Raw genomic sequence first — 18474 nt, 5'->3', positions numbered from 1 at the left:
GCGTCTCCTCCGGTTTTCGTCTTGTTCAGGTTCTGAAGGGCCACAGGTGGAAGAAGCGGCGGATGCGCCGCCAGATCTCGGCCAGTCCGTGCGGCTCGAAGATCAGGAAGCCGATGATGAGCAGGCCGAACACCACGGTGCGCACCGGCGAGAGGATCGCCACCGCGTTCGGCAGCCAGGGCGAGGCGAGGCCCACCCCGAGCTTGAGCACCTCCGGCACCATCGTCATGAAGGCGGCGCCGAGGATGCCGCCGAGGATCGTCCCCATGCCGCCGACGATCACCGCGGCGAGGAAGAAGATCGAGTAGACGAGGGGGAAGCTCTCGGGCGTGATCGAGCGGAAGAAATAGGCGAACAGCCCGCCCGCCAGCCCGGCGTAGAAGGCCGAGAGCCCGAAGCTCATCAGCTTGTAGCGCAGGAGCGGGATGCCGAGGATCTCGGCCGAGATGTCCCGGTCGCGGATCGCGATGAAGGCCCGGCCGATCCGGGTGCGGAAGAGGTTGGCGGCCGCCAGCACCGACAGGCCGGCGAGCGGCAGGATCACCCAGTAGAGCGCGGCCGGCCGCGCGAGTTCGATCCCGAGGATCCGGGCCGGGGGCACGCTGAGCCCGGCGATGCCTCCGGTCACCGTGCTCCAGTTCTGGAACACGAAGTGCAGGATGAACGAGGCCGCGATGGTGGCGATGGCGAGGTAGAGCCCCTTCACCCGCAGGCTCGGCAGCCCGACGAGGACGCCGACGCCCGCCGCCATCAGCCCCCCGCCGAGGAGGTTGAGGAGGAAGGGCGCGCCGAGGCGGATCTCCATCAGCGCCGCCGTGTAGGCGCCCACCCCCATGAAGGCCGCATGCCCCAGGCTCACGAGGCCGGTGAAGCCGGTGAGGATGTTGAGCCCCGTGGTGGCGATGACGTGGATCGCGACGAGGCAGGCGAGGTAGAGCCAGTAATCGTCGGCGACGAAGGGAAACGCCAGCAGCAGGGCGGCGCCGAGGCCGAGCCACGCCCGCTGCACGGGCGTGTCGAACAGCGCGTGGTCGGCCGCATAGGAGGTCTTGAGGGCGCCGATCCGCATCAGAGCCGCTCGATCTCGGCGGTGCCGAACAGGCCGTAGGGCCGCACGACCAGGACGGCGAGCAGCAGGCTGAAGGTCGCCACGATCTTGTATTCTCCCCCCAGGAAGGTGCCGGACCACGCTTCGAGCAGGCCGACGACAAGGCCGCCCACGAGGGCGCCCGCCACCGAATCGAGCCCGCCGACGATCACGACGACGAGCGCCGAGAGGCCGAAGACGCCCATCGTCGGCGAGATGCCGCCGACCGCGCCGACGAGGATGCCGGCGGCGGCCGCCGCCACCCCGGCGAGCGCCCAGGCGGCGCAGAAGACCGCCGGCACGTCGATGCCGCAGGAATAGGCCGCCGCCTGGTCGGCCGCGGTGGCGCGCAGCGCCACGCCGCCCCGCCAGGTGCGGAAGGCGAGGAGGAAGCCCGCGATGACGAGGCAGGCCACCGCGAAGCCGACCGCGATCTTGCGCGACACGTAGGCCTCCCCGAGGAAGACCGGGGCCGCGCCGATGAAGTCGGGCAGCTGCGTCGGGTTGGGCGACCAGACGATCTCCACGAGGCCGACGAGCACCGAGCCGAGCCCGATCGTCACCATGAAGATTGCGATCGGGCTCTCGCCGAGCATCGGCCGGATGATGGCGCGCTCGATGGCGGCGCCGAGCAGGCCCCCGCCCGCGAGCGCGAGCGGGATCGCCCCCCAGGCCGGCAGGCCGAGGCCCGCCGCGAAGGCGAAGAACAGGTAGGCGCCCACCATCAGCATCTCGCCGATGGCGAGGTTCACCACCCGGGTGGCCTTGTAGATCAGCACGAAGGCGAGCCCGGTGAGCGCGAGCAGCGCCCCGGAGCCGAGGCCCGCCAGCGTCACCTCGGCGAAGAAGAGCGGGTCGAACCCCTCCATCAGGCCGCCTCCCGCCCCTCGATGCGGGCGCGCAGCGCCCCGACATCGCCCGCGCCGAGATAGGCCCGGATCACCTCCTCGTTGCGCGTCACCTCGGCGGGGCGCCCGCGCGCGATCACCTGCCCGAAATTGAGCACCACGACGTGGTCGGAGATGTCCATGACGAGCCCCATGTCGTGCTCGACCATCAGGATGGTGGTGCCCCATTCCTCCTTCACGTCGAGGATGAAGCGGGCCATGTCCTCCGTCTCCTCGCGGTTCATGCCGGCCACGGGCTCGTCCAGCATCAGGAGGCGGGGGCGCATCGCGAGCGCCCGGGCGAGTTCGACCCGCTTGCGCAAGCCGTAGGCGAGGGAGGCGACCGGCTGGTGGCGGATGTGGTTGAGGTCGAGGAAGTCGATCACCCGCTCCTCGATCTCGGCGCGGATCTCGATCTCCTCCCGGCGCGCCCGGCCCCAGTAGACGAGCGCGTCGAGGAGGTTGGTGCGCATGTGGACGTGGCGGCCGAGCTTGATGTTGTCGAGCACGGTCATGCCGCGGAAGAGCGCGATGTTCTGGAAGGTGCGGGCGAGTCCGCGCCGGGCGCGGGCCGGCGGATGCAGCCGGCCGATCGCCTCGCCCTCGAAGGCGATCGTCCCCTCCTGCGGCCGGTAGAAGCCCGAGATGCAGTTGAACAGCGAGGTCTTGCCGGCCCCGTTCGGGCCGATCACCGCCGTGATGGAGCCGGGCGCCACGTCGAAGGAGACGCCGGTGAGGACCTTGAGGCCGCCGAAGCGCAGCGACAGCCCCGCCACCGCGAGGCTCGGCGTCGCCGCGGCGGACGGCGCACCCGCGGGGGCGTCCTCGGGGCGCGGGGCCGGCTGTGGTCCCATCTCGGCTCCTCCCTCGGCCGCCCCGGCGCGGTTCTCCCCGCATCTCGAGCCTGCGGCCTCGTCGTCTCGCGCCGCCTCACGGCGGCGCATCGGCTCCCATACCGGCGGTCACCGGAAATGACCGCCGGTCCCGCTCCCGACGTCTCGCCAAGCCGCTGGCGCGGTGTCGACACGTCGAGAGGGAACGACGGCCCGATGCCTCGGCATCCCGGGCCGTCGTCATCAGTACGGCGCCCGCAGGGCGTGGCGGGCGAAGACGCGCTCGACCGGCTCGTCGAGGTCGCGCCCGGCCCGCTCGAAGCCCTTGCGCCAGTCGGCCACGTGACGCGCCATCCAGAGCGCGGCGGCCGCCGCGTCGCGGGCCTTCAGCGCCTCGATGAGGTGGCGGTGGGCCGCCACCATCCGGGCCGCCCCCTTGGGCACGCGGCGGCAGATCATCTCGGTGGTGGGGAAGAACAGCAGCCCCGCGGGCTCACGCGCGAGGTCGAGCACGCGGTTGCGCGAGGCCTTGCTCATCAGCGAGTGGAACTGCGAGTCGAGTTCGGCGAGCCGGGCCGGATCGTCGAGCGCCTGCTCGGCCCGGGCCTGGTTCTCTTCAAGGGCGTCGATCGCCGCGGCGTCGGCGTTCTCGGCCGCCTGCTCGGCCGCCGCGATCTCCAGCACCCGCGCGGTGGCCCAGAGTTCGCGGAAGGTGACCTCGTGCAGGATCAGCGCGCGGCTCACCCGCGAGGAGAGGCCGCTGTAGCGCGGCAGGCTGGCGTAGAGGCGCCGGTCGCCCCCGCGCTGCACCAGCCCGCCCTGTTCGAGCATCCGGATCGCCTCGCGGACGGTGGAGCGGTTCACCCCGAACTGACGGCAGAGCGCGGCCTCGGTGCCGACCCCGTCCCCCGGGCGCAGCCGCCCGGACAGGATCTCCCGCTCGATCGCCTCCGCCACGAGGTGGCAGGCGGAGGCGACCTCGACCCTCTCGAAACGGTCCTCTGCGGCAGCCAGCACGGGCCTGCTCCGGTCGTCCTGCCCCTACGGCTAGCGAGTTTGTCGGACAAGCACAAGAATAAGGTGATAGTAGGCACCCATAGTTTGTCGGACAAGCCGGATATGCGGCGCGAGGTGTCTCGATTCGCATGGATGCAGGCACGCGACCCGCGGCAGCTGATGCCGAAATGGCTTCCACATAGCGAGTTTATGCGTTTATAGTGATTTTGGCCTGAAATTCGCTATAAACACCTAAACTCGGAATAGAGCGTCATGGACCCCGTGCGCAACCCGTTCGCGCCAGGTGCAGGAACCCCGCCACCGGAACTGGCCGGCAGGAGGTCCATCATCACCGATATCGACATCGCCTTACAACGCATCGCGATCGGCAGGCCGACGCAAAGCGCGATCCTGGTCGGACTACGCGGCGTCGGAAAAACCGTTCTACTCAACAAGGCGCGCGAGATCGCCGAGATCAAGGGGTACAAGGCTTATCTGGCAGAGGCTCACGAAGGAAAAACGCTGCCGGAGACGATCGGCCCCGGGCTCAAGTCGGTACTTCTGTCATTGAGTTATGTCGACAGCGCCAAAGAGCATGCGCGCCGCGGGCTGCGCGTCCTGAAAAGCTTCTTCACCAAAGTGAGCGTGTCGGCAGGCGGCTTCGACATCGGCCTGACTCTGGATGCCGAGCCCGGCTCCGCCGATAGCGGCGATATCGAACACGATCTTCCAACTCTGTTTCTGGCGGTCGCCGAAGCCGCGAAGGCGGCCAATCGCCCCGTCGTCCTCCTGATCGATGAACTGCAATATCTGAGCGTCAAAGAGTTCAGCGCTCTGATCATGTCCATACATCGAATATCACAGACAAACTTACCTTTGACGCTCGTCGGCGCCGGGCTTCCGCAGATCCTGGCCCTCGCCGGCGAGTCCAAATCCTACTCGGAGCAATTGTTCAAATACCCGAGCATCGGAGCCTTGACCGACGAGGATGCCATCGACGCCATCGTCAAACCCGTCAGGACGGAGGGAGCCATGGTCACCGACGATGCCTTGAGGGAAATATTGAGGCTGACCGAACGCTACCCCTATTTCCTGCAGCAATGGGGGCACGATGCGTGGAACGCCGCATCCGGCAACGTCATCACCAAGATGGACGTGGAGACCGCCACCGAGCAAGCCCTCGCAACCCTCGACGAGAATTTCTTCAAGGTCCGCTTCGATCGATGCAATCCGTCCGAGAAGAAATACATGCGGGCTTTGGCAGAATTAGGTCCCGGAACCCAAAAATCCGGAGACATCGCAAATCAGGCCGGACAAAAAACAACCAGCGCCGCTCCGACGCGTAACAACCTGATCAAGAAGGGCATGATCTATTCTCCAAGGCATGGAGAAACGGCCTTTACCGTCCCCTTGTTCGATGCCTACATGCGGCGCACCATGCCCGCTCGCGAGTAGGAGAACCGTTTCCCGAAGAGGAGCCAAGGAAGGCCAAGCTCGCCCGCGGGATCCGCAGGATCATCGCCGGCCGCCTTCCCACCCAGGCCGCCGCCGATCTGCTGGGGCTCAAGCAGCCGGACGTCTCGGCGATCGTCACCGGGCGCACCGGCCGGTTCTCGATCGATCGCTTGGTGCGCTGCCTCGACCGGCTCGGCTGCGGGTCGAGGTCACGGTGCGGCCCCGATCCCCATCGCCCGGGACGGCGACCCTGGCGTAGGATCCGGCACACGCTCGCGAGAGGCGGATCGCACCGCCTCCCAGGGGAGACACGCGCCCGATGCTGACCGACGACCAGATCCTGATCCGCGACACCGCCCGGAGCTTCGCGCAGGCGCGCCTCAGGCCGTTCTCGGCCGAGTGGGACCGCACCGGCACCTTCCCGCGCGAGGCGATCCGGGAGATGGGGCGGCTCGGCTTCATGGGCATGCTGGTGCCCGAGGAGCATGGCGGCGCCGCCGCCGACCACGTCGCCTACGCGCTCGCCATCGAGGAGGTGGCGGCCGGCGATGGGGCGGTCTCGACCATCATGAGCGTGCACAACTCGGTCGGCTGCATGCCGATCCTGAAGTTCGGCAGCGACGACCAGAAGCGGCGCTTCCTCGATCCCCTCGCCCGCGGCGAGATGCTCGGCGCCTTCTGCCTCACCGAGCCCGGCGCCGGCTCGGACGCCGCCGCCCTCAAGACCCGCGCCCGCCGCGTCGGCAACCGCTGGGTGCTCTCGGGCACCAAGCAGTTCATCACCTCGGGGAAGAACGCGGACGTGGCGATCGTCTTCGCGGTCACCGACCCGCAGGCGGGCAAGAAGGGCATCTCGGCCTTCATCGTGCCGACGGCGACGCCCGGCTACGGCGTGGCGCGCCTGGAGCACAAGCTCGGCCAGCGCTGCTCGGACACCGCCCAGATCGTGTTCGAGGAGATGGAACTCACCCCCGACCTGATGCTCGGCCAGGAGGGCGAGGGCCTGCGGATCGCGCTCTCGAACCTGGAGGGCGGGCGCATCGGCATCGCCGCCCAGGCGGTAGGCATGGCGCGGGCGGCCTTCGAGGCGGCGCTGGCCTATGCGGGCGAGCGCGAGACCTTCGGGCAGAAACTCACCGCGCATCAGGCGGTCGCCTTCCGGCTCGCCGACATGGCGACCCGGATCGAGGCGGCGCGCCTCCTCGTCCTCAACGCCGCGCGCCTGCGCGATGCCGGCCAGCCCTGCCTGAAGGAGGCGGCGATGGCCAAGCTCTTCGCCTCCGAGATGGCCGAGCAGGTCTGCTCGGATGCGATCCAGGTCCACGGCGGCTACGGCTACCTCGCCGACTACCCGGTCGAGCAGATCTACCGCGACGTGCGCGTCTGCCAGATCTACGAGGGCACGAGCGACGTGCAGCGCATCGTCATCAGCCGCGCGCTCACCGCCTGACGGGCGGCCCGCGCCGGCCGCCCTAGATCGTCCCGAGGACCCGGCCTTCGGCCGGGACCCATCAGGATCGGGAGAGTCCCATGCTCACGTGCATCCTCTCGCGGCGCCGGACGCTCGCGGCGCTCGGCTTTACCGCGCTCCTGCCCGCGGCGGCGGCGGCCCATCACGGCTGGTCCGGCTACGGCACCGACGACTTCTCGCTCACGGGCACCGTCGAGGGGGCAACGCTCGGCAACCCGCACGGCGTCGTCAAGGTCCGGGCCGCGGACGGCGTCTGGGACGTGGTGCTCGGACCGCCGTCGAACCAGCGCCGCGCCGGTCTCACCGAGGATCTCGTCCCGGCAGGCGCCGCGGTGACGGCCTACGGCCACCGCCACCTCGACCCCGGCCGCCGCGAGATGAAGACCGAGCGCCTGGTCGTGGCCGGGCGCAGCTTCGACATCTACCCCGACCGGCTGTGATCGGCGAGGCGGCGGCGTGGCTGCAGGCCACCGCCCTGGCGCAGACCCTGCGGGCGAGCGCGTGGCTCTACCCGCTCGTCAACCTGACGCACCTGCTCGGGATCGCGCTGCTGTTCGGGGCGATCGCGGCGCTGGACCTGCGCCTGCTCGGGCTGTGGCGCGGCGTGCCGCTGGAGGCGCTCGCCCGCCCGCTCGTGCCGGTGGCGGGGGCGGGGCTGGGGCTCGCCCTCGCGACGGGGCCGCTGCTCCTCACCGTGCAGGCGGTGGACTACGCCGCCAACCCGCTCCTCTACGCGAAATTCGCGGCGATCGGCGTCGGCCTCGTCAACATCGCGCTCCTTCACCGGCGGGCGGCCTGGCGCGCGGAGGCGGCCGGTCCGCGCCTGCGCGCCGCCGGGCTCGTGTCCCTGGCGAGCTGGCTCGGGGCGATCGCGGCCGGCCGGCTCATCGCCTATTGGTGACCTCACCCCTGCCGCGCCCCTTCCGCCCCCTTCCGCCACGGATCTCGTGACGACGCCCTCCCCCCTCCCGAGCCCCCCGCCGCCCCGCCCTGCCCCGCTCTGGCTGCTCGTCGCCATCACGATGACCGGCACCGTGGCGCTGCACATCTTCGTGCCGGCGCTCGCGGCCGCCGCCGTCGATCTCGGCACCAGCCCGACCGAGATGCAGCTCACCATTACCCTCTACCTCGTCGGGCTGGCGGGCGGGCAGCTCGTCTACGGGCCGCTCTCCGACCGGTTCGGCCGCCGTCCGGTGCTGCTGACGGGCCTGGGCCTCTACTTGCTCGGCCTGCTGCTCGCGATTCCCGCCCAGCGCATCGACGTGCTGGTGGCGGCGCGCATCCTGCAGTCCCTCGGCGCCTGCGGCTCCCTGGTGATCGGGCGCGCGATGGTGCGCGACGTCTCGACCAGCACGGATGCGGCGCGCAAGATCGCCATCCTGACCATGGCCATGACGCTGACGCCCGCGCTCGCGCCGGCGATCGGCGGGCTCCTCAACGACGCCTTCGGCTGGCGGGCCGTGTTCGTGGCGCTGGCCGGCATCGTCGCCCTGCTCACCGGCCTCGTGCTCGTCGCGCTGCCCGAGACCAACCGCCACCCCACGGCCCTGCCCGGCCTCGGCGCCATCCTGGCGGGCTACCTGCGGCTGCTGCGCCACCCGGTCTTCCGCGCCTACACGGTGGCGGGCGCCTGCGCGGGCACCAGCCTCTACGCATTCCTGGCGGTCGCGCCCTTCCTGCTCGTCGGCCGGCTCGGGCGCTCGGCGCAGGAGGTCGGCTTCGATTGCCTGCTCGTCGTCCTCGGCATGGTGGCGGGGGCGTCGCTGGCGACCCGGCTCGCCCGGCGGGTCCCGATCCGGCGCGCGGCGCGGGCCGGCAACCTGATCTGCCTCGCGGGCGCCGCGCTGCTGCTCCTCGTCGACCGGTCTGGCTGGCTCAGCGTGGCGAGCCTGCTCGCGCCGCTCCTCCTCTACGCGGTGGGCGTGGGGCTGCTCGGGCCGAACGCGGTGGCGGGCCTGATGAACGTCGATCCGCACGCGGCCGGCTCGGCATCGAGCCTCTACGGCTTCCTGCAGATGGCCTTCGGGGCGGTGTTCACCCTGGTCGTTGCCTCCTGGCACGACGCCTCGGCGACGCCGCTCGCCGTGACGCTGCTGGGCGCCGCCCTGCTGGCGGCCCTGGCGCTCAGGCGGGCGACGTAGCCCCGGCCTCTGGACAAAAAATCTGACTTCAGACATTTCGTCTTCTCGCGAGGCGAGCCGGTGCTCGTGCGGGAGGCCGAATGATGTCCGAGGCGCACTACGTCGACCCCGCGAGCGGCACGCTCTACCCACTCGACCGCCCGCGCTGGTGCTCGGACGAGGGCCGCCCGCTGCTCGTCACCCCGGGGCGGGGCCTGTCGCGGGACGAGATCGAGCGCGGGACGCGGTCGCTATGGCGCTACCGGGCGGCGCTGCCCGTCGCCATCGCCGATCCGATCAGCCTGGGCGAGGGCTGCACGCCCGCGGTCGAGCGGCCCTGGGGCGACCTGCGGCCGGTCTTCAAGCTCGAATGGTTCAATCCGACCGGCAGCTTCAAGGACCGCGGCACCTCGGTGATGCTGTCCTATCTCCGGCAGCACGGCATCGACGCGGTGCTGGAGGACAGTTCGGGCAACGGCGGCTCCTCGGTCGCCGGCTACGGGGCCGCGGGCGGCCTCGGCGTGAAGATCCTGGCGCCCGCCTCGACCTCGCCGGCCAAGATCGCCCAGGTCCGCGCCTACGGGGCCGCGGTGCAGCTGGTCGAGGGGCCGCGGGAGGAATCGGAGGCCGAGGCGATCCGGCAGGCGGACCGCACCTTCTACGCCAGCCACAACTGGCAGGCCTTCTTCCTCGAAGGCACCAAGTCCCTCGCCTACGAGATCTGGGAGGATCTCGGCTTCGCGGCGCCGGACAACGTCGTCATGCCGGTCGGCGCGGGGAGCAGCCTGCTCGGCTGCGCCTTCGGCTTCCGGGAATTGCTGCGGGCGGGCCAGATCGCGCGGCTGCCGCGGCTGTTCGCGGCCCAGCCGCTCGCCTGCTCGCCCATCGACGCGAGCTTCCGGGCCGGCGTCGACACGCCCGTGCCGCGGCCGGTCGCGCCGACCCTCGCGGAGGGCACGGCCATCCGGCGCCCGCTGCGGCTGCGCGAGATCATCGGGGCGCTGCGCGAGAGCAGCGGCGGCACCGTCGCGCTGACCGAGGACGAGATCGCCGGTGCCCTGCGGCGGCTCGCGCGGCAGGGCCTGTTCGTCGAGCCCACCTGCGCCAGCGCGGCGGCGGCCCTCGACAGGCTGGCGGGCGTCGGCGCCATCCGGGCCGGCGAGACCACCGTGGTGATCGTCACCGGAACCGGGCTGAAGGCCGCCGCGGCAGTGGCGGACCTCGTGCAGGACGGGCCGCGGCCATGAGTCGCCCGGCCATGAGTCGCCCGGCCATGAGGCGCCCGGCGATGACGCGCCCGTGCGACGCCGCCCGGGACGCCCTGTTCGACCAGCTCGGGCAGATCGCGCAGGGGCTCGGCGACACCTTCGCGCCGTTCTGCGAGGTGGTGCTGCACGACCTCACCGATCCGGCGCAGGCGATCCTGGCCATCCACAACAACCTGTCCGGGCGCGCGGTGGGCGAGCCCGCCACGGAACTCGGCCTCGCCCGCATCGCCGACCCGGACTATCCGCAGGTCGTCGCCAACTACGCGAACGCCTTCGCGGACGGCCGGCCGGCCAAGAGCACCTCCATCGGCATCAAGGACCACGACGGCACCTACGTGGCGGCGCTCTGCCTCAACGTCGACCTGACGCTGTTCCACGCCCTCCAGGGCCTGGTCGGCCGGTTCGCCCGCACCGACGCGCCGGGCGGCCGCGAGAGCCTCGCGCCGGTCGGGGCCGACGCCATCCGGGCGCGCATCGACGCCTTCGCGGCGCGCCGCGCCACCACGCCCCGCACCCTCAGGGCGGAGGAGCGGCGGGACCTGCTGCGCGAACTCAAGGCGGAGGGCTGCCTGGAGGTCCGGCGCGCGGCCGAGATCATCGCGGCCCATCTCGGCGTGTCCCGGGCGACCGTCTACGCCGACGCGAAGTGAGGGCACGCCCCACGCCGCCGCGCCGGTCACCGCCTCGCGCGTGGTGGCGGGCGCCTTTCGCCGGGCGGCCGTCGACCGGGAGAGGCCGAACAGGATGTCGCCGGTGCCGCCATGGGGGCCCGCCTCGTCCTGCTGGATCGGGCGCAGGCCGAGCACCGCCAGGACCGGATCGTAGGCGGCATCGCCCCCGGTCAGGCCAGGGTGAGGCGCAGATCCGGCAGCGGCAGGCCGGAGAGGCGCGAGGTCCAGGTCTCGCCCGGGGCCACGGGCAGCGCGCGGGTCAGGGTGCCGGTCGAGACGATCTCGCCGGCCGCAAGCGGCGGGCCGTCGGAATCCTCCGCCAGGATCTCGACGAGATGGCGCAGGGCGGTGAGCGGGCCGCCGCCCAGCACCTCGGCGGCCGACCCTTCGTCCGCCACGACGCCGTCGCGCAGGAGCGTGACCGTGAAGGCCGACAGGCTCGCGCGCCACGCCGCCGCCGTGCCGGGCGTGACGGGGCTCTTCGGCCCGACCAGCAGGGCGCCGTGGAGCCCGAAGGCCGCCACCGTGTCGGCGGCGGTGAAGCGCCAGCCCGGATAGAGCGACTGCACGATCTCGAAGCCGTGCGCCACGAAGGCCACGCAGCCGAGGAGTGCCGCCTCGTCCATGCCGGGCTCCGGCGCCCGCGCGAGGCCGAAGACGATCTCGGGCTCGATGCGCGGCTCGACCACGGCCGCGAGGTCGAACGGAGGCTCCCCCGCGAGGGGCATCAGCGTCGTTCCGTAGACGGTGCTCCAGATCGGCGCGCGCACGCCGTGCTCGTCCCACATCCGCGTGTTGGTGAAGCCGATCTTGCGCCCGACCGGACGCTCGCCCCGCGCCGCGCGCACCCGGCGCACGGCGCTCGCGACCCGGTAGGCCGCGGCCAGGGAGGGAAGCTCCCCCGCCCGCTCCAGCGAGGCGATCTGGCGCCGCCCGTCCAGGGCCGCCAGCACCCGGCGGGCGACCGCCCCGACCCCGTCCCGCGCTTCGTCCGCCGCCAAGCCGTCCCCCGCCAAGCCGTCCGCCATCGCCTCTCCTCCCGGCACGCCGCACCTGATGGCTCAGGCGTCGGTCATCGCGGGGCGGCCCGTCAAGGCAGCTTCGCGCGCGGCCAGGCGCGCCTCGGCCTGCACGATGTAGCCGCGGGTGAGCGGCACGGCGTCGTTGCGCCGGGCGAGCTGGACTTGGAACACGACCACGTCCTCGTACCGGAAGGCGGCCTCGCAGCTCGCGAGATACCAGTCCCACATCCGGCAGAAGCGCTCGCCGTAGAGGCCCCGCGCCGCCTCGTGCCGTGCGAGGAAGCGCGCCCGCCACGCCGCCAGGGTGCGGGCGTAGTGCAGCCGGAGCACCTCGATGTCGGTGACGATCAGGCCCGAGCGCTCGATCGCCGGCATCATCTCGGACAGGGTCGGCAGGTGGCCGCCCGGGAAGATGTAGCGGGTGATCCAGGGATTGGTCGGGTAGGGCGCGCCGGTGCGTCCGATCGTGTGCAGGAGCATCACGCCGTCCTCGGCGAGCCGCGCCCGGGCGAGGTCGAAGAACGTGGCGTAGTCGGGCCGCCCGACATGCTCGAACATGCCCACCGAGACGATCCGGTCGAAGGTGCCCCGCGTGCTGCGGAAATCCTCCAGGGCGAAGCGCACCCGGCCGGCGAGGCCGCGCGCCGCGGCCTCCGCCCGGGCGCGTGCGAGCTGCCGGCCCGACAGCGTGATGCCGCGCACGTCGTCGCAGCCGGCGGCAAGGGCGAGATAGAGCGCGAGGCCGCCCCAGCCGCAGCCGATGTCGAGGACGCGCTGTCCGGGTCCGGCGAGCAGCTTGGCGGCGATGTGGCGCATCTTGGCCTGCTGCGCCGTCGCGAGGTCGTCCCCCTCCGCCTCGTAGTAGGCGCAGGAATACTGCCACGCCTCGTCGAGGAAGAGCGCGTAGAGGCGCTCGTCGTACTCGTAATGGTGCGAGACGTTGCGCCTTGCGCGCGCGGGCGTGTTGCCCAGCCCGAGGCGCCGCACCAGCGCGCGCAGGGCCGCCATGACCGGCAGGGCGGCGACCGGCGCCACGCCGTGGCTGCGCGCCAGCAGGACCGTGAGGAGGTCGGGCAGCGTGCCGCCCTCCAGGACGATCCGGCCCTCGGTGTACAATTCGCCGAGCTTGAGTTCCGGATCGAGCAGGAGGGCGCAGGCGGCCGCCCCGTCGCGCAGGCGCAGGGTGACCTGCGGGCCGCCGCCGTCGCCGGCCGTGTAGCGTCGTCCATCGGCCGCCACGATGGTGAGGCGGCCGGCAAGCGGGACCGCCCGCAACTGCCGGTCGAAGACCCGCCCGACCAGGGCCGTCAGGGGAAGGCTTCGCATGCGAGCCGACCCTCGCTCCCGCCTGCACGACATCGTCGTGCGTGACGTGCGCCGCCCCCGAGCCGTATCATACGACACAGGGGCCCGGGCCGCTGCGACGTTTGTTCTCCGCGCCGCGGAGACGGCATCGAGAGACGGGAGACCTTGCGCATGACCGCCTACAAGCCGCGCGCGACCCTGGAGACGCACGAGGTCTTCAACCAGCCCGCCCCGCTGGAGGACGCGAACCTCTTTGCCGGGGACCGGCTGCTCTCCGGTCTGGTGGCGCGGGCGGGGGCCGCGGCGCATGCGGCGCACCTCACCGCCTTCGGCGCCCGCGTCGGCAGCGCCGAGGCGGCGGCGCTCGGGGCGCAGGCCAACCGCCATCCCCCGGTGCTGGCCGCCTTCGACCGCTACGGCCGGCGCCTCGACGAGGTCGAGTTCCACCCCGCCTATCACGCCCTGATGGCGATGGGGCTGGAGGCCGGCGTGGCCGCCCGGGCCTGGACGCACCCGCAGGGCGGCCACGTCGCGCATGCGGCGCTGCTCTTCCTGATGTCGCAGGCCGAGAGCGGCGTGACCTGCCCGATGTCGATGACCTACGCGGCCGTGGCGGCTTTGCGCCACGCGCCCGCGCTGGCCGAACCCTGGCTCTCGGGCGCGCTCGCCACGGGCTACGATCCCCGGGTGCTGCCGGCGGAGCGCAAGCGCGCCCTCACCCTCGGCATGGCGATGACCGAGAAGCAGGGCGGGTCGGACGTGCGGGCCAACACCACCCGGGCGGCGCCCGCGGGCGACGGGCTCTTTGCGCTCACCGGCCACAAGTGGTTCTGCTCGGCGCCGATGAGCGACGCCTTCCTCACGCTCGCCTACGCGCAGGGCGGCCTGACCTGCTTCCTCGTCCCGCGCTGGCGGCCGGACGGCGAGCGCAACGCCATCGAGATCCAGCGGCTGAAGGACAAGCTCGGCGACCGGGCCAACGCCTCCGCGGAGATCGAGTACCGGGGTGCGCTGGCGTGGCGCCTCGGCGAGGAGGGCCGCGGCGTGCCCACCATCATCGCGATGGTCAACCACACCCGCCTCGACTGCGCGGTCGGCGCCGCGAGCCTGATGCGCCAGAGCCTGTCGCTCGCCATCCGCCACGCGGAGGGGCGCACGGCGTTCCAGCGCCGCCTCGTCGCCCAGCCCCTGATGGAGCAGGTGCTGGCCGGCCTCGCGGTCGAGGTCGAGGCCCACATGGCGCTGACCTTCCGGGCCGCGCAGGCCCTCGACTGCGCCGTGGCGGGCGATGCCGGCGAGGCGGCGCTGGCGCGCCTGCTGATCCCGCTCGCCAAGTACTGGGTGACCAAGCGCTGTCCGGCGGTGGTCGCCGAGGCGATGGAGGTGCAGGGCGGCGCGGGCTTCATCGAGGAGGGGCCGATGCCGCGGCTCTTCCGGGCCTCCCCGCTCAACGCGATCTGGGAGGGGTCGGGCAACGTCATCGCCCTCGACCTGCTGCGGGCCTTCGGGCGCGATGCGGACGCCTTCGCGCGGCTGCGCGAGCATCTCGCGCCGCTGCGCGACCTCGGCGCGGGGGCGGCGGCGCTCCTCGCGGGCGCCGATCCGCACCGGCTCGCCGAGGAGCGCCACGCGCGGGCGCTGGCCGAGACGCTGGGCGTGCTCGCGGCGGCGCGCGCGCTCCAGGCCTGGGGCCGGGCCGACACGGCGGCGGCCCTGCTGGCGGGGCGGGAGGCCCAGACCTTCGGGGCCAGCCCCCTCTGCGGCAATGCCCGCGCCATCCTGGAGCACGCGCGCCTCGCGGAGGGTGCCGGATGATCCTGCGCGATCGGCCCGCGGCGCAGTAGAACGGAGGTGTCGCCTCTCCGCGAGTCCGCCGCCATGCTCGATCCCCGACCGCCCGCTCCGCCTGCCGCTCCCCCTGCCGCCCCCCTTGCGACCGGCCTCGCCGCCTCCCCGCGGATCGAGGCCGCGGCGCAGGTCCTGGCCGTCCTGGCGCTGCTCGGCACGCTGCAGTTCCACCTGCTCTCCGCGCTGTTCGCCGGGCTCCTCGTCTACGAGCTGGTCTGCCTGCTCGCCCCCACCCGCGAGGGCGGCTTCGTCCACCACCACACGGCCAAGATCCTGGTCGTCACCCTGCTGGCGGCCCTGGTCATCGCGCTGATCGGGGCGGCGATCCTGGGCCTCATCGCCCTGCTGTCGGGCCGCTCGGACAACCTGTCGGTTCTGCTGCAGAAGCTCGCCGAGGTGATCGAGACCGCGCGCAGCCACCTGCCGGCCTGGGTGCTCAGTTCGCTGCCCGAGGAGCCCACCGAGTTGCGGGCGACGGCGGTGGCGTGGCTGCGCGAGCATGCCGGGCAGGTGCGCTCGGTCGGCCAGGACGTCTGGCGCGCCCTGTTCCACATCCTGTTCGGCATGGTGATCGGCGGCATGATCGCGGTGAGCCGCGAGATCGGGCCGGCGGAGCGCGGCCCGCTGGTGCAGGCGCTGAGCGTGCGCGCCCGCCGGCTCGGGGCGGCGTTCCGCGACGTGGTGTTCGCGCAGGTGCGGATCTCGGCCATCAACACCGCGCTCACGGCGGTCTACCTGCTGGTGGTCGTGCCCTGGCTGGGCTTCCCGCTGCCCCTCACCAAGACGATGGTGGTGATCACCTTCGTGGCCGGGCTCCTGCCGGTGGTCGGCAACCTGATCTCGAACACCGTGATCGTGCTCGTCAGCCTCAGCGTGTCGCCCCTCCTGGCGGCGGGCTCGCTCGCCTTCCTGGTGATCATCCACAAGCTGGAATACTTCATCAACGCCCGGGTGATGGGCGGCCACATCCAGGCGCGGGCCTGGGAGCTGCTCCTCGCCATCCTGGTGATGGAGGCGCTCTTCGGCCTGCCGGGCGTGGTGGCGGCGCCGGTCTTCTACGCGTACCTGAAGCGCGAACTCGCGGCGGCGCGGCTGATCTAGCCGCCGGCCGCGCCGGGGTGGATCCCGCAGGGCGACGGCGGCGCAGGGTCTGAACGCAATCGGCTTGGCCGCGGGCAGCTTGGCCGCGGGCAGCTTGGCCGCGTGAACGCCCGTCGAGGGCGCCCGGTTCTGGCAAAGGGCCGAGGTCTGGAGGTGGCGCTCCGTGGTCCCTCAGGCTGCGCGATGCCGTCAGTGCACGCGACCGGAAGCAGAACCGCCCTCAGCAGACCGACATCTGGTTTCCAGATGTGCTGAATTGCAGCGATTGCCACACAAAAGACAATCACGGCCGAGCGCTACGCTCGATCTCGTCGAGCACCACGTCAGGCGCAACGTCCTGCCTGAGCTCATCGACTTCAGGATCAGCTTCCGTGTCGATGCCCAGCCGCTCCGTGATCGCCGACACCATGGCGACGAGCTTCGTCACCTCGTGCTCGGCCAACAGGCTGATGTGAAGATCGAGATCGGCTCGCTTATCGGCCGCTGCAGCCATCCGGTTCTGGCTGATCAGCACGAAGGTCGAGAGAAAGATCGCCTCGACCGACGCCGAGGTGCCCAGGATGACGAAGGACTCGTCCCATTTCGGCAGGATCGGCAGCAGACCAGTATTCACGAGGGCCCAAAGGCCGAAGAGCACGAGATGCAGGTAGACGAACGCCATGCTGCCTGTGAATCGCGTGATCGCCTCGGCCATCCGCTCCTGCGTGGACGCGCCTCGCTCGGCCGCCCTCCTGCGCTCCTGCAGCGTCTGGATGTTGCGGATGAGGGCGGGAGCCAATCCTCCGGCTTGAGGAGGCGGATAGGTCGTCCGTGCAGGGGGCTTTTCCACGCGGTGTGCCTTGGCAAAGGGGACAGGCGTCTGGGGGCTGCCTGACCAACCGGCCTCTGCAAGGGGGTGTTCCCGCTGGACGATGCCCGGCCCCCCGCAAGCCCATTCCGGGAGCGTGCCTGCGCGTGGTCCATGTCCGGGGACGGTCGATGGATGGGCAGGCGGTGACCCCGGGGCCTCACCGGATCGGCATGGTGAGCACCGTCTCCGCCGTGTCGACGACGAAGACGGCGAGCAGGCGCGCCGGTTCGGTGTCGCTCGCGTTGGCGCTGACGGCGTGGCGGTCGCCCGGCCGCTCGACGAAGTGCTCGCCCGCCCGGTAGGTCCGCACCGGACCGTCGTTGACCTGACTGCGGATCGCGCCCTCCAGCACCGTGGCGGCGATGAAGGCGCTCGGCGCGTGCGTGTGGGCGGGAGAGGCGCCGCCCGGCGCGTACGCGACCAGCACGCCCCTCAGGCTCTTGCCGGGAAGGTTCGGGATCGCGTGGTCGAATACCTGCGTGACCGTGGCGCTCGCGGCGGGGTCGTGGGCGTGGGCGCTGCCGCCGCAGAGGACGGCGAGCACGGCGGCGCGGGTGAGGATCCTGATCATGACGAGGCCTCAAGGATGGGGATGCGCTGGGCTCAGCCCCGGAGGGCGGTGCGCTGCAGCCACGCGTCGAAGCGGGTCGGCGCGAGGCGCGCCTGCGGCCCGGGAAGGAGCGAGCGCTCGTCCAGAGCGATGCCGAAATAGGAGGCGGCCGGATCGGTCACGACCGGGCGCGGGTCGCCCCGGGCCGTGAGGAGGCGCCGGACGATCTCGTCCATCCGGAAGGGCTCCGGGCCGGCGATCTCGACGCGTCCGCCCGCGGGCGCGGCGAGCGCGACCTCGGCCAAAGCCGCCGCCACGTCGTCGGACAGCATGGGCTGCATCTGCGCGCGGGGCAGGTGCACGCGCCCGTCCCGGGTCGCCGCCTGCGCGATGCCGTCCAGGAATTCGAAGAACTGCGTCGCGCGCACGATGGTGGAGGGGATCGGCCCGGCGGTGATCAGCTCCTCCTGCGCCAGCTTGGCGCGGAAGTAGCCGCTCACGGTCAGGCCATCGGTGCCCACCACCGAGAGGGCGACGTGGTGCCTCACGCCCGCCTCGGCCTCGGCCGCGAGCAGGTTGCGGCTGGAGCGCACGAAGAACGCCATCACGGCCTCGTCCGCGAAGGAGGGGGCGTTCGTCACGTCCACTACCGCCGCGGCGCCCGTGAGGGCGCCGGCCAAGCCCTCCCCCGTCACGGCGTCGACGCCGGTGGAGGGGCTGGCCGCCACGACCTCATGGCCGCCGCCCCGCAGCCGCTCCACCAGCTTGCCGCCGATCAGCCCTGTGCCGCCGATCACCACGATCTTCATCGCTCCGCTCCCTGTCATCCGCTCGGGGGCGCCCGAGGGGCGCCGTCGATCCCATGACGAGACAGGGCCGTGCGGTGTGACACGGGCGCGCCGATTCTCTGCGCCCAGTCCGAGGGCGAAGCCGCGAACGGCCGGGCAGCCGGCAGGGAGGCCGGCACGGACCGGACGGTCGCCGCGCCGTGCCGGCGCTCCGGCCGCCCG

General features: G+C 72.1%; 19 protein-coding genes. 10 read left to right on the top strand and 9 right to left on the bottom strand.

Annotated elements, in window-relative coordinates; all coding sequences use genetic code 11:
- Positions 1–25: 25 nt before the first annotated feature.
- The 4 genes from MFF61_RS17650 to MFF61_RS17635 all read right to left on the bottom strand — a co-directional run bounded on the left by MFF61_RS17650 (position 26) and on the right by MFF61_RS17635 (position 3824).
- A complete protein-coding gene (locus MFF61_RS17650; protein WP_238236582.1) occupies positions 26–1069 on the bottom strand; it encodes a branched-chain amino acid ABC transporter permease in 1044 nt (347 codons plus the stop codon).
- Entirely contained in the window at positions 1069–1956 is an 888-nt protein-coding gene (locus tag MFF61_RS17645) for a branched-chain amino acid ABC transporter permease (RefSeq protein WP_238236581.1), read from the bottom strand. Before MFF61_RS17645 ends, MFF61_RS17650 begins: the two co-directional genes overlap by 1 nt.
- On the bottom strand, positions 1956–2828 hold the full coding sequence (locus tag MFF61_RS17640) for an ABC transporter ATP-binding protein (protein WP_238236579.1): 873 nt from the start codon (positions 2826–2828) through the stop codon (positions 1956–1958). Before MFF61_RS17640 ends, MFF61_RS17645 begins: the two co-directional genes overlap by 1 nt.
- 222 nt (positions 2829–3050) lie before the next feature.
- Positions 3051–3824 (bottom strand): FadR/GntR family transcriptional regulator, encoded by a 774-nt coding sequence (locus tag MFF61_RS17635; RefSeq protein WP_238236577.1) that lies wholly within the window; start codon positions 3822–3824, stop codon positions 3051–3053.
- A 252-nt stretch (positions 3825–4076) separates the two neighbouring features.
- Between MFF61_RS17635 and MFF61_RS17630 the strand changes: the two genes are divergently transcribed.
- The 8 genes from MFF61_RS17630 (at position 4077) to MFF61_RS17595 (ending at position 10767) form a co-directional block, all read left to right on the top strand.
- Positions 4077–5258 carry an ATP-binding protein gene (locus MFF61_RS17630; protein ID WP_238236576.1) on the top strand — a complete coding sequence of 394 codons (1182 nt, stop codon included), beginning with the start codon at positions 4077–4079 and terminating at the stop codon, positions 5256–5258.
- 50 nt (positions 5259–5308) lie between these two features.
- Positions 5309–5584: an XRE family transcriptional regulator gene (locus MFF61_RS17625; protein WP_306423400.1), complete on the top strand. Its 276-nt coding sequence runs from the start codon at positions 5309–5311 to the stop codon at positions 5582–5584.
- On the top strand, positions 5578–6708 hold the full coding sequence (locus MFF61_RS17620; protein ID WP_238236573.1) for an acyl-CoA dehydrogenase family protein: 1131 nt from the start codon (positions 5578–5580) through the stop codon (positions 6706–6708). Before MFF61_RS17625 ends, MFF61_RS17620 begins: the two co-directional genes overlap by 7 nt.
- 80 nt (positions 6709–6788) lie before the next feature.
- The gene (locus MFF61_RS17615; protein WP_238236570.1) at positions 6789–7169 is read left to right on the top strand and encodes a DUF6152 family protein; all 381 of its coding nucleotides are present in this window, start codon (positions 6789–6791) and stop codon (positions 7167–7169) included.
- Positions 7166–7630, top strand: a complete 465-nt coding sequence (locus MFF61_RS17610; RefSeq protein WP_238236569.1) for a DUF2214 domain-containing protein — start codon at positions 7166–7168, stop codon at positions 7628–7630. Before MFF61_RS17615 ends, MFF61_RS17610 begins: the two co-directional genes overlap by 4 nt.
- 46 nt (positions 7631–7676) lie before the next feature.
- On the top strand, positions 7677–8870 hold the full coding sequence (locus tag MFF61_RS17605) for a multidrug effflux MFS transporter (RefSeq protein WP_283206010.1): 1194 nt from the start codon (positions 7677–7679) through the stop codon (positions 8868–8870).
- A gap of 83 nt (positions 8871–8953) precedes the next feature.
- Positions 8954–10096 carry a threonine synthase gene (locus MFF61_RS17600; protein ID WP_238236568.1) on the top strand — a complete coding sequence of 381 codons (1143 nt, stop codon included), beginning with the start codon at positions 8954–8956 and terminating at the stop codon, positions 10094–10096.
- Between the two features lie 41 nt (positions 10097–10137).
- Positions 10138–10767 (top strand): helix-turn-helix transcriptional regulator, encoded by a 630-nt coding sequence (locus tag MFF61_RS17595; RefSeq protein ID WP_238236565.1) that lies wholly within the window; start codon positions 10138–10140, stop codon positions 10765–10767.
- 191 nt (positions 10768–10958) lie between these two features.
- Here the strand turns inward: MFF61_RS17595 and MFF61_RS17590 are convergent, their stop codons facing one another.
- Positions 10959–11816: a 2-keto-4-pentenoate hydratase gene (locus MFF61_RS17590; RefSeq protein ID WP_238236562.1), complete on the bottom strand. Its 858-nt coding sequence runs from the start codon at positions 11814–11816 to the stop codon at positions 10959–10961.
- Between the two features lie 33 nt (positions 11817–11849).
- Positions 11850–13136, bottom strand: coding sequence for an SAM-dependent methyltransferase (locus MFF61_RS17585; RefSeq protein ID WP_238236561.1), 1287 nt, complete (start codon positions 13134–13136; stop codon positions 11850–11852).
- Positions 13137–13286: 150 nt separating this feature from the next.
- On the opposite strand from MFF61_RS17585, the gene MFF61_RS17580 reads away from it, so the two are divergent.
- Together MFF61_RS17580 and MFF61_RS17575 are read left to right on the top strand one after the other, a co-directional pair.
- A complete protein-coding gene (locus tag MFF61_RS17580; RefSeq protein ID WP_238236558.1) occupies positions 13287–14930 on the top strand; it encodes an acyl-CoA dehydrogenase family protein in 1644 nt (547 codons plus the stop codon).
- Positions 14931–14993: 63 nt separating this feature from the next.
- Positions 14994–16064, top strand: coding sequence for an AI-2E family transporter (locus tag MFF61_RS17575; protein WP_238236557.1), 1071 nt, complete (start codon positions 14994–14996; stop codon positions 16062–16064).
- 283 nt (positions 16065–16347) lie between these two features.
- Here the strand turns inward: MFF61_RS17575 and MFF61_RS17570 are convergent, their stop codons facing one another.
- From MFF61_RS17570 to MFF61_RS17560, 3 genes are all read right to left on the bottom strand, one after another.
- Entirely contained in the window at positions 16348–16893 is a 546-nt protein-coding gene (locus tag MFF61_RS17570; RefSeq protein WP_238236556.1) for a DUF1003 domain-containing protein, read from the bottom strand.
- A gap of 178 nt (positions 16894–17071) precedes the next feature.
- Entirely contained in the window at positions 17072–17485 is a 414-nt protein-coding gene (locus MFF61_RS17565; RefSeq protein WP_238236555.1) for a cupin domain-containing protein, read from the bottom strand.
- 32 nt (positions 17486–17517) lie between these two features.
- Entirely contained in the window at positions 17518–18273 is a 756-nt protein-coding gene (locus MFF61_RS17560) for an SDR family oxidoreductase (RefSeq protein WP_238236554.1), read from the bottom strand.
- Between the last annotated feature and the right edge of the window lie 201 nt (positions 18274–18474).

Source organism: Methylobacterium isbiliense (assembly GCF_022179325.1).
GTDB classification, from domain to species: Bacteria; Pseudomonadota; Alphaproteobacteria; order Rhizobiales; family Beijerinckiaceae; genus Methylobacterium; species Methylobacterium isbiliense.
Note: the sequence above shows the minus strand (reverse complement) of the source record. Positions and strands in the feature narration are given on the sequence as shown.

What these genes read in the sequence shown, in the direction of transcription:
- MFF61_RS17650 (WP_238236582.1), bottom strand. Translation starts at nt 1,069, where the DNA reads ATGCGGATCGGCGCCCTCAAGACCTCCTATGCGGCCGACCACGCGCTG.
- MFF61_RS17645 (WP_238236581.1), bottom strand. Translation starts at nt 1,956, where the DNA reads ATGGAGGGGTTCGACCCGCTCTTCTTCGCCGAGGTGACGCTGGCGGGC.
- MFF61_RS17640 (WP_238236579.1), bottom strand. Translation starts at nt 2,828, where the DNA reads ATGGGACCACAGCCGGCCCCGCGCCCCGAGGACGCCCCCGCGGGTGCG.
- MFF61_RS17630 (WP_238236576.1), top strand. Translation starts at nt 4,077, where the DNA reads ATGGACCCCGTGCGCAACCCGTTCGCGCCAGGTGCAGGAACCCCGCCA.
- MFF61_RS17620 (WP_238236573.1), top strand. Translation starts at nt 5,578, where the DNA reads ATGCTGACCGACGACCAGATCCTGATCCGCGACACCGCCCGGAGCTTC.
- MFF61_RS17615 (WP_238236570.1), top strand. Translation starts at nt 6,789, where the DNA reads ATGCTCACGTGCATCCTCTCGCGGCGCCGGACGCTCGCGGCGCTCGGC.
- MFF61_RS17600 (WP_238236568.1), top strand. Translation starts at nt 8,954, where the DNA reads ATGTCCGAGGCGCACTACGTCGACCCCGCGAGCGGCACGCTCTACCCA.
- MFF61_RS17595 (WP_238236565.1), top strand. Translation starts at nt 10,138, where the DNA reads ATGACGCGCCCGTGCGACGCCGCCCGGGACGCCCTGTTCGACCAGCTC.
- MFF61_RS17590 (WP_238236562.1), bottom strand. Translation starts at nt 11,816, where the DNA reads ATGGCGGACGGCTTGGCGGGGGACGGCTTGGCGGCGGACGAAGCGCGG.
- MFF61_RS17585 (WP_238236561.1), bottom strand. Translation starts at nt 13,136, where the DNA reads ATGCGAAGCCTTCCCCTGACGGCCCTGGTCGGGCGGGTCTTCGACCGG.
- MFF61_RS17580 (WP_238236558.1), top strand. Translation starts at nt 13,287, where the DNA reads ATGACCGCCTACAAGCCGCGCGCGACCCTGGAGACGCACGAGGTCTTC.
- MFF61_RS17575 (WP_238236557.1), top strand. Translation starts at nt 14,994, where the DNA reads ATGCTCGATCCCCGACCGCCCGCTCCGCCTGCCGCTCCCCCTGCCGCC.
- MFF61_RS17565 (WP_238236555.1), bottom strand. Translation starts at nt 17,485, where the DNA reads ATGATCAGGATCCTCACCCGCGCCGCCGTGCTCGCCGTCCTCTGCGGC.
- MFF61_RS17560 (WP_238236554.1), bottom strand. Translation starts at nt 18,273, where the DNA reads ATGAAGATCGTGGTGATCGGCGGCACAGGGCTGATCGGCGGCAAGCTG.